The 13,161-nt window shown below is 67.2% G+C and carries 10 protein-coding genes; 3 read left to right on the top strand and 7 right to left on the bottom strand.

The genetic code is table 11. The annotated features are described in order from the left end of the window. Positions 1-72: 72 nt before the first annotated feature. Genes treY through ACETPF_RS01945 form a run of 5 tightly spaced genes read right to left on the bottom strand, consistent with a single transcriptional unit; the run spans position 73 to position 8,194 of the window. A complete protein-coding gene (gene treY, locus ACETPF_RS01965; RefSeq protein ID WP_373932582.1) occupies positions 73-2,442 on the bottom strand; it encodes a malto-oligosyltrehalose synthase in 2,370 nt (789 codons plus the stop codon). Next, the gene (locus ACETPF_RS01960) at positions 2,439-4,151 is read right to left on the bottom strand and encodes a 4-alpha-glucanotransferase (RefSeq protein ID WP_373932581.1); all 1,713 of its coding nucleotides are present in this window, start codon (positions 4,149-4,151) and stop codon (positions 2,439-2,441) included. The genes treY and ACETPF_RS01960 overlap by 4 nt, the downstream gene beginning before the upstream one ends. Then, positions 4,148-5,848, bottom strand: a complete 1,701-nt coding sequence (gene treZ, locus ACETPF_RS01955) for a malto-oligosyltrehalose trehalohydrolase (RefSeq protein WP_373932580.1) — start codon at positions 5,846-5,848, stop codon at positions 4,148-4,150. Before treZ ends, ACETPF_RS01960 begins: the two co-directional genes overlap by 4 nt. After that, positions 5,845-7,950: a glycogen debranching protein GlgX gene (gene glgX, locus ACETPF_RS01950; RefSeq protein ID WP_373932579.1), complete on the bottom strand. Its 2,106-nt coding sequence runs from the start codon at positions 7,948-7,950 to the stop codon at positions 5,845-5,847. Before glgX ends, treZ begins: the two co-directional genes overlap by 4 nt. 28 nt (positions 7,951-7,978) lie before the next feature. Beyond that, on the bottom strand, positions 7,979-8,194 hold the full coding sequence (locus tag ACETPF_RS01945; protein ID WP_373932578.1) for a DUF2934 domain-containing protein: 216 nt from the start codon (positions 8,192-8,194) through the stop codon (positions 7,979-7,981). A gap of 231 nt (positions 8,195-8,425) precedes the next feature. Between ACETPF_RS01945 and ACETPF_RS01940 the strand changes: the two genes are divergently transcribed. Both ACETPF_RS01940 and ACETPF_RS01935 read left to right on the top strand, forming a co-directional pair. Further along, entirely contained in the window at positions 8,426-8,944 is a 519-nt protein-coding gene (locus ACETPF_RS01940) for a CinA family protein (RefSeq protein ID WP_373932577.1), read from the top strand. After that, positions 8,931-10,994: an NAD(+) synthase gene (locus ACETPF_RS01935; RefSeq protein WP_373932576.1), complete on the top strand. Its 2,064-nt coding sequence runs from the start codon at positions 8,931-8,933 to the stop codon at positions 10,992-10,994. The genes ACETPF_RS01940 and ACETPF_RS01935 overlap by 14 nt, the downstream gene beginning before the upstream one ends. Positions 10,995-11,000: 6 nt before the next feature. Here ACETPF_RS01935 and ACETPF_RS01930 read toward each other — a convergent pair whose 3' ends face one another. Then, entirely contained in the window at positions 11,001-11,753 is a 753-nt protein-coding gene (locus ACETPF_RS01930) for a Crp/Fnr family transcriptional regulator (RefSeq protein WP_373932575.1), read from the bottom strand. A 348-nt stretch (positions 11,754-12,101) separates the two neighbouring features. Then, positions 12,102-12,740 (bottom strand): Crp/Fnr family transcriptional regulator, encoded by a 639-nt coding sequence (locus ACETPF_RS01925; RefSeq protein ID WP_373932574.1) that lies wholly within the window; start codon positions 12,738-12,740, stop codon positions 12,102-12,104. 180 nt (positions 12,741-12,920) lie between these two features. Here ACETPF_RS01925 and ACETPF_RS01920 point away from each other — a divergent pair, with 180 nt between their 5' ends. Then, the gene (locus ACETPF_RS01920) at positions 12,921-13,160 is read left to right on the top strand and encodes a DUF6894 family protein (RefSeq protein WP_373932573.1); all 240 of its coding nucleotides are present in this window, start codon (positions 12,921-12,923) and stop codon (positions 13,158-13,160) included. The last annotated feature ends 1 nt before the right edge of the window (position 13,161 follow it).

Raw genomic sequence — 13,161 nt, 5'->3', positions numbered from 1 at the left:
TCCTCTGGTAAAGTGGGCCGATCGCAACCGATGAGACGCGCCATTTCCCGAGTGGTTCCAAAGATTTGCGCGTTACTCACCTAGATCAATGAAAAAGGGCTGGCCGGTGAAGAGGGTGGCGGCGGACAGCCCCTCCTGCCCACCGATCCGGGTGCCGGCCCACCAGTCCGGGCCGGGCAGTCCGCGCGCCTCCACGATCGCGGCCACGGCGCGCAGCATCACCGCACACAGGAGTCGCTTGCCGCCATGACGGCGCACGAAGGCGAGGACATGCGCGGCGCGGGGGCCGGTGACGGGGAGGGGATGGTAGTCGCCCTGACTGAAAAACAGCGGGTTGGCCCCGCGCAGGGCGAGGGCGTCGCGTATGAGCGCCAGCTTGCGCGCGTCGAACGACCCGTCAGGTGCGCGCAGCAGCGCTTGCCGCCGGGCATAATCGACCGGGCGGCGGTTGTCGGGATCGACAAGGCTGAGGTCCGCCAGTTCCGCGCCCTGATAGAGGTCTGGGATACCGGGCAGCATATATTTGAGCGCGACCTGGACGAGGCTGTTGGCCTGGGCTGCGGGTGCGATCAGAGCGAGGAACGCGCCGAGATCGTCGCGGAAGCCTTTATGCGCCAGCAGGTCGCGGAGTAGCGCCTGCGTGGCGGCTTCATAGTGTGTATCGGGCGCTTCCCAGCTCGACCGGAGCCGGGCCTCGCGCAGCGATTTTTCTTGCCAGGCGGCGATGCGCGTAGCGAAGTCGGGCGCGGGCGCGCCGCTCAGGGGCCAGGCTCCGAACAGCGACTGGAACAGCTGATAGCGGTCGGCGGGATGCACGGCGTGACCGATCGTGTCGGCGATGGCGGACCATCGCGTCACCGCTTCGGTCCAGAGGTCGGGCACGGCGCTCAGCACCGCGAGCCGGGCGCGGACATCCTCGCCGCGCTTGTGGTCGTGGGTCGCTGTGGCGAGCATCGCGTGGAGCGGCCGGGCGGCGGCGCGCTGGTGGAAGTCATCGGGCGAGAGGGCGAATTGTTCGGGGTCGGAACCGACATCATTGGCGGAAAGCAGGGTGGCGTAGCGGTAGAAGGCGGTGTCCTCGACCCCCTTGGCGGCGATGGGGGCGGAAAGCTGCTGAAAGCGGCGGACGGCCTCGGCGGCAAGCGCCGGGTCGCCTTCGCCCGATCCGGCGAGCCGGTCGAGGATGCGGCGCGCGACCGGCGCTTCGCCGGGGGGCAGGTGGCGCTCGACCATGCGCCAGGCCCGGTCGCGCTGGGCAGCATCGGTTTCGGGCGCGGTCGCTCCGTCGCCATAGGTGCGATAGACGGGAAAGACCCAGAGCAGCCGCTCGATCGCGCGGCGGAGCATGGCGGGGGTAATCGCCTCGTCGCCAGCGAACAGCGCGGCCAAGGCGGCGACGCAGGCGGTGAGCTGCGCGTCGAACTGCCAGCTCAGCATGTCGCGGCGGGCATCGAGCACCACCTGCGCGGGATCGGCATGGTCGGGATCGAGCGCGCGCCATAAATCCCGCAAGGGCGCTTCGCCGGCGGGATCGTGGAGCAGGGCGGTGAGGTCGCGCATCGCGTCATAGCCGCTGGTGCCGTCGACGCCCCAGTCCGTCGGCAGCGTTTCGTCCGCGCCCAATATCTTTTCGACGATGATCCACGCGCCGGGCCGGATCGCGTCCAGCTCGCCACGCAGGCGGCGGCAATAGGCGGCGGGGTCGGTCAGCCCGTCGACATGGTCGACCCGCACTCCATCGATCAAGCGCTCACGATAGAGGTCGAGATAGAGGCGGTGGGTGGCGTCGAACACATCGCGGTCTTCCACCCGCAGCGCCGCCAGCTCGTTGATCGCGAAGAAGCGCCGCCAGTTGAGCCGGTCGTTGGCGGTGCGCCAGTGGACGAGGGCGTAATGCTGCGCGTCGAGCAGGTCGCGCAGGGGCAGGTCTGTGGATATATCGGGGCGCAGCGGCAGGCGCTGTTCGCCGTAGAGGAGGAGATGGGGTTCGCCCCCCGGCACCAGCGCGATGTCGCCCGCTTCGATCACCTCGCTCAGCGTCGCGCCCAGGATCGGCAGGATCAGCGGCCCCGCCCCCCAATCGATGTCGAACCAGCGCGCATAGGGACTGTCGCGGCCGAGGCGCAGCACGTCGTTCCAATAAAGGTTCTTGCCCCCTGCCACGCCCATATGGTTGGGCACGATGTCGATGACGATGCCAAGCCCGCGCGCGCGGGCAGCGGCGGCCAGGCTTCTGAATCCTTCTTCCCCGCCCAGTTCCGGGTTGATCCGGGTCGGGTCGGTGACGTCATAGCCATGGGTCGATCCGCCGCGCGCGGTGGTGACGGGCGAGGCATAGATATGGCTGATGCCAAGGTCGGCCAGATAGGGCAGGATCGCCTGTGCCGCCGAAAAGGGAAAGTCGCGGGTCAGTTGCAGGCGGTAGGTGGCGCGGGGGATCATATGTCTCTTTCGCTGTTCAACGCCGCGATGCGGCGTGCGACGTCGGGCCGGGCGAGCAGCTCGTCGATGGGCGCCGGCAGGCGACGACGCCAGTTGGGATGTTCGTCCACCGTGCCGGGAAGGTTGGGCTGTTCGACAAGGCCGAGCAGATCCTCCATTGGCACGATCGCAAGCGGGCAGGGGGTGATGGCGAGGAAGGCGAGGGCGGCGTCCACCACCGGGGCGGGATCATCATCGGCGGGCTGCGGCGCGCCCTTGCCGATGACGCGCCAGAGCGCCGCGCGATCCTCCGACCGTTTGGCCGGCGTGTCGCCGCCACGATCGAGCGCGGCGTTCCAATCGAGGTCGCGGCCGGTCCACCAGCCGGCGATGGTGGCGGTGTCATGCGTGCCGCTCATCGCCACGGCGCTCGCCGGATAGGCGTTTGCTGGCAGGAAATCGCCCTTGCGGTCGCGGGAGAAAGGCAGCACCGCCATGCCGTAGATGGCTGCGTCGGCCAGCGTATCGCTGAAACCGGGCGGCCGGGTGCCCAAATCCTCGGCAATGACGATGGCGTCGGCGCGCCACGCTTCGAGTTTGATGAGGCGCAGAAGGTCGGCGAAAGGATAGGCAAGATAGGCGCCTTCGCTCGCCGGGCGGCCTTCGGGGACGACCCAGAGGCGTTGCAAGCCGAATGCATGGTCGATGCGGATGCCGCCGCCCTGGGGAATATTGGCGCGCAGCATGGCGATGAAGGGTGCGAAACCACGGTCTTTGAGGCCATCGGGACTGTAGCTGGTGAGGCCCCAATCCTGCCCCTGCGGCCCGAGCGGATCGGGCGGCGCGCCGACGCGGAGGCCATGCAGGAACGCGCCCGGATCGTCGCGCACTTCTTCGCCAGCCGGATCGACGCCGACGGCGAGGTCGGCGATGAGGCCGATCGCCATGCCGGCGTCGCGGGCGGCCTGCTGCACGGCGTTCAGCCCGGCGCGGGCGCGGGCTTGAAGGAAGGCGGCGAAATCTTGCTGTTCGTCCTGGGAGGCGAAATGTGCGCGGAGGGCCGCTAATTTGGCGGGGCCCGCGGTCCGCCAGTCGATGAGGTCGGTATCGGGCGCACCGCAGCGCGCGTCGGCCAGCAGACCGTTGAGCGCCAGGCGGCTGGATGGCGAATAGGGCGCGAAGCGGCCGGGTTGGTGGAGCGATTGGGCGTGGGTGGGGCTGAGCGCCACGGCGTCCGCGCCGTTCCGGCCGAGTAGGGTCACGGCCTCTGTCAGCAGGGCGAAATCGCCGAAGGGACGGCCTTCGCCGACCAGCGAGGGAATCTGGATGGCGGCGCCCCAGCCGCGCTTCGGGATGGCGCGGCAGCGGGGCGGCGCGATGGCGAGGATTGCCTCTCCGTCTGAATGGCGCAGGCGGTAATAGCCGGGCCGGGTGAGCGCTTCGGCGGCGACGGTTGCGCCCGCTTCGTCCAGCAGAGCGAAATCGCCCAGACCTTCGGGCAGGGCCAAAGGTGCGCCGAAATCCATTGTTAGCAGCTTAGGCAGCGCTGCATTTCTCGCCTTCATCCGTTTGCGGCTTTCCGCAATGTCGGCGTCGCTCCCGGCAGGCAGGTCGAGCGCCGCGAGGATCGCGCGCAGGCTGTCGTCACTTACCTGCTGTTTAACGCGGTCGGCATCGGTCCAGAGACGCGCTATTCCCGCTTCGTCCGCGAGCGCGTGGAGCGGCGTCATGCCGGCACGAGCCATACGGTGCAGCTTGCTGGCCCGCCCGGTGCGCCGGTGGTGAATAGGGGCGCGCCGCTGTCCGCTGGAACCGGCTCCGTGCCGAGGTTGAGGAGGATGGTCAGAGTCTCCCCACCATCAAGAAGCCAGCGCGCCATTACCGCCTGGTCGGACAGCGCCCGCGCGCCGAGCGGACGGCATCCGTCCAACCCCGGCACGATATGGTCGTGACGCAGGTCGAGCAGGGTGCGATAGAAAAGCCGCCACGCCGTCGCGTCCGCGCCGGGAACGACGCGCGCCTGCTCGAAGGTCGCGATGTCGTTGGGATCGGGGATGTGCGTGCGCGCTTCATCTCTGGCGAAGGCGGCAAAGGCCGCAAATTCGCGCCTGCGCCCTTCGCGCACGATGTCCGCCAGATCATCGTGAAAATCGGTGAAGAAGAGGAAGGGGCTTTGCGCGCCGACCTCCTCGCCCATGAACAGCATCGGGATTTGCGGCATCAGCAGGAGGAGGGCGGTCGCGGCCTTCAGCCGATCGGGATCGGTCAGGCGGATGAGGCGATCGCCCAGCGCGCGGTTGCCGGTCTGGTCATGATTTTGGAGGAAGGCGATGAAGGCCGTGGGGGGCAGGTGGCCGCTCGGGCTGCCGCGCGTCTTGCCCTCCTGGTGGGGCGAGGGATCGCCCTGATAGATGAAGCCTTCGCCAAGGCAGCGGGCCAGCTTTTCGGCGGGGCTGTCGGCGAAATCCCGATAATAAGCGTCGGTCTCGCCGGTCAGCAGGACGTGCAGGACGTTGTGGAAATCGTCGTTCCACTGTGCGTCGTAGCGGTCGGGCGACAGGCGCGCCGCGTCGTTATGCTCATTTTCGAGCATGAGGTGGACATGGCGGCCCGGCGCTACGGCGGCGCGGATGTCGCGCGCGAGCTGGTCCAGGAAAGCGTCGTCGCCGATCGCATGGACCGCATCGAAGCGCAGCCCGTCAAAACCATAGTCGTTGACCCACATCAGCGCATTTTCGCGAAAGAAGGCGGCGACCGCTGGCCGGTCCACCGCGACCGCGCCGCCCCAGGGGGTCTGGCGCTCGGGATGGAAGAAGGACGAAGCATAGGCGCCGAGATAATTTCCGTCCGGCCCGAAATGATTATAGACCACGTCGAGAAAGATCATGAGGCCATGCGCGTGCGCGGCATCCACCAGCGCGCGCAGATCGTCGGGGCTGCCATAGGCTTCGGCGGGGGCGAAGGGCAGGACGCCGTCATAGCCCCAGTTGCGCGATCCGCTGAAGGCGTTGACGGGCATCAGTTCGACGGCAGTGACGCCGATATCCTTGAGCGCGGGCAACTGCGCCGCGACGCCGGCGAAGCCGCCGCACAGGCCGGCGTGGAGTTCGTAGATAACGGTCTCGCGCCAGGGCCGGCCCTGCCACGGCGTGGCAGGGGTGAGGGGCGTGACGACGCTCCAGCCGTGGACGCCGCCCGACTGGCGGCGTGAAGCGGGATCGGGAACGGCGAGGTCGGGATCGATGCGGAAGCGGTAGCGGGTGCCTGCCGCTGCTGGAGCGTCGGCGACGAACCAGCCATCCTCCGCCGCCGTCATCGGCACCGGCTGCTCGCCGTCCCGCTCCAGCGTCACCGCCTCGCGATCGGGTGCCCACAGGCGGAAGCGCCGGCGTCCCTCGCCAAGGTCGGCCGGTCCCCACAGGGTCATGGCGCGGGCTGATCCCCGATCCAGCAGACCAGCACCGCCGAATGCGCCTGCACGCTGTAATCGTCCCCGATCGCAAACGGTTCGCGATCGGGCTGGGCGCTGTCGATCAGCACTTCGCGCCTGGCGGATGGCGGCGGGAGAGTGAAGTCGACGGCCTGGTCGCCCGCATTGAGCAGCAGCGTCAGCGCCTCGACCCGGCCATCCTCGCGCAGCGTCGCGCGGCGCATGGTGAGGGCACGGGCTTCGGGATTATTCCAGTCCTCGGGGCTCAGTTGCTGGCCGCGCTCGTCCCACCATTCGATGTCGTTGACGCCGAAGCCGGGCGAATCCTGCCCGTAGAGGAAGGTCGCGGCGCGCATCACGGGATGCGCCTTGCGCAGGGCAATGAGGCGGGCGGTGAAGTCGAACAGCGCCTTGCCCTCGTCGGTGTCGAGCAGCGACCAGTCGATCCAGCTGATCTCATTATCCTGGCAATAGGCATTGTTGTTGCCGCCCTGGGTCCGGCCGAATTCGTCGCCCGCCACCAGCATCGGCGTGCCCAGTGAGGCGAGCAGGGTGGTGAGCATCGCGCGGCGCACCCGACCCCGCGTTTCGAGGATGCCCTCATCTTCGGTCGGCCCTTCCGCGCCCCAGTTGCGCGAGAGGTTATTGTCGTGGCCGTCGCGATTGTCCTCGCCATTGGCTTCGTTGTGGCGTTCTTCGTAGGACACGAGGTCGGCGAGGGTATAGCCGTCATGGCTGGTGAGGAAGTTGACGCTGGCCCAGGGCCGCCGCGCGCGCCGGTCGAACAGGTCGCCCGATCCGGAGAGACGCGCGGCAAGGTCCGCCCGCTGGCCCGGATCGCCGCGCCAGTAGCGGCGGGTGGTGTCGCGATACTTGTCGTTCCATTCGGCGAAACCGGGCGGGAAGTTGCCGAGCTGATAGCCGCCCATACCGACGTCCCAGGGTTCGGCGATGAGCTTCAGCCGGCCAAGTATGGGGTCTTGCCGCAATACGTCGAAAAGGCCCGCGTTGGGATCGAAGCCATGATCGGTGCGCCCCAGCGTCAGGCCGAGGTCGAAGCGGAAGCCGTCGACGCCGAAGCTGGTCGCCCAGTAGCGCAGCGAATCCGCCACCATCTGGATGACGCGGGCATGGGTCAGCTTGAAGGTGTTGCCGGTGCCGGTGTCGTTGAGGCAGTAACGCGGATCGTCGGGCAGCAGGCGGTAATAGGTGGCATTGTCGATCCCGCGCCAGGAGAGGGTCGGGCCCAGTTCGCTGCCCTCGCAGCTGTGGTTATAGACGACGTCGAGGATGACCTCTATCCCCGCGGCGTGCAGTCGGCGGACGGCGACCCGCAACTCGTCATGGGTGTCGGTCGAGAAATAGCTGGGTTCGGGCGCGAAGAAGCTGAGCGTGTTGTAGCCCCAATAGTTACGCAGCCCCTTTTCCTGGAGGAAGCGATCTTGGGTGAAGGCGTGGATCGGCATCAGTTCGATCGCGGTGATGCCCAAGCGCTTGATATGGTCGATGACCTTGGGATGCGCGAGCGCGGCGAACGTGCCTCGCTCCTGCGGCGGGGCGGCTTCCAGCAGCTTGGTGAGGCCCTTGGCGTGCGCTTCATAGATCACGGTTTCGGACCAGGGGATATTGGGCCGCACGTCGCGCGACCAGTCGAAGCTGTCGTGGGTCACCACCGCCTTGGGCATCGCCGGCGCGCTGTCGCGCTTGTCGAAGCCGAGGTCCGCGCGGCGGCCGCGCACCGGATAGCCGTGCAGCACATCGTTCCAGCGCAAACTGCCAGACAATTTGCGGGCATAGGGGTCCAGCAGCAGCTTGTTGGGATTGAAGCGGTGCCCCTGTTCGGGCGCGTAGGGGCCGTACACGCGATAGCCGTAGAGCAGGCCCGGCCGGGCATTGGGCAGGTAGCCATGCCATACCTCGTCGGTGCATTCGGGCAGGGTGAAGCGGGCGAGTTCGCGCTTGCCCTGCGGATCGAACAGGCACAGCTCGACCTTGTCGGCGTGGGCGGAGAAGAGGGCGAAATTGACGCCCAGCCCGTCGAAGCTGGCGCCCAGAGGATAGGGTGATCCGCTGTCGAGGCGGTCGGGGAAGTGGCTCAAGCGGCCTCCGATAGTGGGAGCGAGGGGGTCAGGCGGCGGACGGGGTCTTGCGCCGGCGCGGCTTTGCGAGCCGCTCAGCCGCCGCGCCGCTCGCCAGCGGGTTGGGCAGTGCGTCAGGGCCTTCCCCTTCGGCCAGTTCAGCCTCGGCCTGCCGCCAATGCGCGTCGGCAAGGCCTTCCGGGTGTCCCTGCGCTTCCCAGATGGCATGCGCCCGATCACGAATCCGCTCTTCTGCGTCGTTCACCCTGTTGCCTCCTCCATGCGCCAGCCGTGGCGAGCCAAGAATGCGCGGGAGGCCGATTGGATGCGGGGTTTAACCCATGTGAGGCGCTTTTTTCGCAAGCGCAACATTCGCGCGGCGGGGCAATCTATGTGAGCCGCGGCCGGAACACTCCATCATTTCCGAGCCTTGAGGGGGCGAGGAGATGATCATGAGGCCACTCAACCGTGCCACGTGCGAAAGCGCCACGACCCTATGAGCGAAGCTGAAACGCTTTCCCCCGTCCTGCCCGACGACGTTGAGACCGCCGCCGCCGATCTGCTGAAAGCGGCGTGCGACATGGATGTACGGCTCGCGACGGCGGAAAGCTGTACCGGCGGGCTGCTCGCCGCGTTGCTGACCGATGTCGAAGGGGCCAGCCATGCATTCGAGCGGGGATTTGCCGTCTATACCGAGGAAGCTAAGGCCGAGATGCTGGGGGTTCCATCCAGTCTGATCGACGCCCATGGCGCGGTGAGCGAGGCGGTGGCGCGGGCGATGGCAGAGGGGGCGGTCGCCCACTCGCGCGCCGATATCGCGCTGGCCATTACCGGCTATGCCTGCGCCGCCCCCGGCGACGAGGAGGATGGCCTCGTCCATTTCGCCTGCGCGCGGCGGGGCGGAGCGATCGAGCATCGCGTCGCGCATTTCGGGGGTATCGGTCGCGGGCCGGTCCGCATATCGTCGCTGCGGATCGCACTGGACATGATGAGGCAGGCCGTTGACCGCAACTGAGGCATTTTCTTCCCTTCACACCCATGGGTTCGTCCGGCTCGCCGCCGCCACCCCGCGCGGGAGCGTGGGCGACGTCGCCGCCAATGCGGCGGCGGTGCTGGCGCTGGCGCGGCAGGCGGGGGGCGAGGGCGCGGATATCGTGCTGTTCCCGGAACTTTGCCTGTCATCCTATGCGATCGACGACCTGCATCTTCAGGAAGCCTTGCTCGATCGGGTGGAGCAGGAAGCGGCCGCGCTGATCGCGGCGAGCGTGGACCTGCCGGTGCTGTTGGTCGGCGCGCCGCTGCGCCGGGCGGGGCGGGTGTATAATTGCGCGCTGGTCATCGGCGGAGGGCGGCTGATCGGCGTCGTGCCCAAGAGTTTCCTGCCCAATTACCGGGAATATTATGAGAAGCGCTGGTTCGCGCCGGGCGCGGGGCTGACGGGGCTGGAGATCGATGTAGGCGGGCACACCGCTCCGTTCGGCACCGACCTGCTGTTTGCCGCCGAGGGCCAGCGCGATTTCATTTTCCATGTCGAAATTTGCGAGGATTACTGGGCGCCGCTGCCGCCCTCGACCTTTGGCGCGATGGCCGGGGCGTTGATCCTGTGCAACCTGTCCGCGTCCAACATCACGATCGGCAAGGCGCGCGACCGGCATCTCCTGTCCGCGTCGCAATCGGCGCGCTGCATCGCCGCCTATGCCTATTCGGCCGCCGGGACGGGGGAGAGCAGCACCGACATGGCCTGGGACGGGCAGGCGATGGTGCATGAAAATGGCGAGTTGCTCGCCGAGTCCGCGCGCTTCGACGACGCGCACGAACTGACCTTTGCCGATATCGACGTGCAGCGGCTGCGGCTGGAGCGGATGCGGAACGGCACCTTCAACGACAGCGCGGTCGCCGCCGGCCATCCCGAAACCCGTTTCCGCACGCTGCCATTCCCCCATGCGCCAGCCACCACCGACCGGGGCCTGCGGCGGGCCGTGCGGCGCTTCCCCTTCGTGCCGGCCGATCCGCTCCAGCTCGACGCCGACTGTTACGAGGCGTTCAACATCCAGGTCGAGGCGCTGGTCAAGCGGTTCCGCTCTACCGCCGGCAAACATCTGGTGATCGGCGTGTCGGGCGGCCTCGATTCCACCCATGCGCTGATCGTTGCTGCCAAGGCGTGCGACCGGATGGGCCTGCCGCGCTCGACCATCCTGGGCTACACCATGCCCGGCTTTGCCACGGGCGAGCATACCAAGGGCAATGCCTGGGCGCTGATGAAGGCGCTGGGCGTGGCGGGCGAAGAGATCGACATCCGCCCCGCCGCGAACCAGATGCTCGCCGACATGGGGCACCCCTTCGCGGCGGGCGAGCCGGTGTATGACGTGACCTTCGAGAATGTGCAGGCCGGCCTTCGCACCGATTATCTGTTCCGCCTCGCCAACCATCATGGCGGCTTCGTCATCGGCACCGGCGATCTCAGCGAACTGGCGCTCGGCTGGTGCACCTATGGCGTGGGCGACCAGATGAGCCATTATGCGGTCAATGCCGGCGTGCCCAAGACGCTGATCCAGTTCCTGATCCGCTGGTGCATCGCGACGGGTCAGTTCGATGCGCCCACCGCGCAGGTCCTGGGCGCGATCCTCGACACCGAAATCTCGCCCGAGCTGGTTCCGGCCGGCGCCGACGGGGCGATCCAGAGCACGGAGTCGCGCGTCGGCCCCTACGCGCTCAACGACTTCTTCCTGCATCATATCGTGCGGCTGGGGCTGCCGCCATCGAAGGTCGCCTTCTTGGCCTGGCACGCCTGGCGCGACGCGGGGCAGGGGGTCTGGCCGTTCGGCTATCCCGAGGACGGCAAGATCGCCTATGATCTGCCGACCATCCGCAAATGGCTCGACAATTTCCTCTACCGCTTCTTCACCATCAGCCAGTTCAAGCGGTCGGCGATCCCCAACGGTCCGAAAATATCGCCGGGGGGCGCGCTGTCGCCGCGTGGCGACTGGCGCGCGCCGTCGGACGGGGTCGCGGGGCCGTGGCTGGACGAGCTGGCGGCTGCGCTTGGCCCGGCGCAGCAGGACTAAGCCCGCTCAGCCGGCGCTCGGTGCGCCGCCGTCCTGCCCCGCCGCCCAACGCGGCCGGTTGAAATCGGCGAGCCGCGCCAGCCGTTGCCGGTCGGAAACGACGATCCTGCGCCGCTCGCGCCGGATATAGCCTTCCATCTCCAGCGCGCGCAGGGTGCGGTTGACGTGGACCGTCGTCATGCCGGTCGCATCGGCCAGCACCGTCTGCGTCAGCGGCGGGCTGATGATCCATTCATCGGCCGCGCCGATCGGGCCGTGACGCAGCGCCAGTTCGCAGAAGAGATGCGCGAGCCGGCCGCGCGCGTCGCGTCGCCCCATATTGGATATCCAGGCGCGCACGGTCGACATCTGCCCGTCCACTTCCGCCCATAGCGCCTGGGCGATGCGGGGATGAGCACGGGCAACGTCCAGCACATTATCGATCGGCACCGCGGCGACCTGCGTCGGGGTGATCGCCTGTACAGCATCCTCGGCGGCCTGCGGCGGCAATATTGGCAGGTTCAATATGTCGCCCGTGCCGTGAATGCCGACGATGTGCCGCACGCCTTCGGTCGAGAAGCGATGCCGATGGCTATAGCCGTCGAGCAGGATGTGACAGGCCGACGCGCATTCGCCCTCCTGTACGACATATCCGCCGACGTCGACCGATCGCACCTGGTGCGGCAGCGCGCAAAGCGCCGCCCGGTCCGCATCGGACAGGTCGATCCGCCCGCCGAGCCGTGCGATCAGCGGGTGGAGGGGATGGGGTGAAGCATTCATGCCGGTTCGGGTCGATCGCGGCGGATGGAAGATCGAATGGCTGCGCGATCGGCGGCGGCCATGGCGTCGCCCGCCAACCGCGCGATCGCTGCCCCCAACGAAACGTGCAGCGCCCCGTTCGCATGCCCTGCTGCGACCGACGGCGTGACGGCCGCCTGTTCGCATTTCCCTGTTCTATCTGTTGTCATGGTCCGTCATTTTGATGGCGATAGGCTGTTATTGCTCCCGCTCCGCACCAGTTTGCGCGACCGAAGGCGGCGCACCTTGCGCCTAAGTCAGAAAAACCAGCGCCAACATATGCTAACTAGGCGGTAATTTTTGTCACATAATTGTCCGCCCGGTTTTCCATCATACCAGCGCGTCGGCGGGCGACATGGCGGCGGCCTGGCGCAATGCGGCCACGTCCGGAATGCGCAACCATTTGGATTGAAGCTCCACCAGTCCCTGGGACCGCATCGTCTGGAGCGTGCGGTTGACGTGAACCGGCGTCAGGCCGGTGAGATCCGCAATGTCCATCTGCGTCAGCGGCAATGCGCATTGCTGGCCGTAAGCGAGACCCGATTGGCGCATCCGCTCGAACAGTTCCAGCAGCAGGTGCGACAGCCGCTCCAGCGCGGTGCGCCGCCCCAGCGTCACCAGCCAGTTCGCCTGCCGCTCGCAGCCGTCCACCAGGCTTTTCCAGAAGCTCGGCTGATGGTCGGCAAGGCTGCCCGAAGGCACCTGACACGGCACCCGTTTCGCGCGGACGTTGGTGAGCGCCACGATCGGTTGCGAGGGCATGCGCCCGAGTGCCCAGTGCGGCTCGCAATAATCGCCCGGCAGATAGAGCGCCGTGATCTGACGCCGCCCGTCGGACAGCATGCGATACCGGCACGCCCAGCCTTCGAGCAACTGATAGAGGCCCGCTGGCGGCTCGCTTTCTCGCGCGATGAATTCATGTGGCCTGAAAAAGACAAGGTCTTCGTCCGGCGCAATCTGGCTCAACATGGAATTTCCCTGTTAAGCCCCCCGCGACTCACTTTAGCAAAACTGGGATAATCCGGATTCACATATGTTCTTTGGGGAAGAATTCCTGGTTCGGCTGGTAGCGGATCGGCAACAGTTTGTCGTAAATGTCTGATTTATGGAGGCGGCGGAACCGATCCGGGGCTGACGGGCTTAATCGCCATGGCCCGCTATCACCTGCACCTTTTCAATGATATAGACATAGTGGACGAAGAAGGTCGGGACTTTCCCGACCTGTCCGCCGCCGAAGCCGAAGCGGTCCGCAGCGCCCGTGACGTGATAGCCGATCATATATTGGGCGGAAGGCCCATCTGTTTGCATCACCGTATGGAAATCACCGATGGGGCCGGCACGCTTCTCAAGGTGATCACCTTTCAAGACGTCGTCCGCTTCGAGCCGTGAC

It is taken from the genome of Sphingobium agrisoli, assembly GCF_041877245.1.
Lineage (GTDB): Bacteria > Pseudomonadota > Alphaproteobacteria > Sphingomonadales > Sphingomonadaceae > Sphingobium.
Note: the sequence above shows the minus strand (reverse complement) of the source record. Positions and strands in the feature narration are given on the sequence as shown.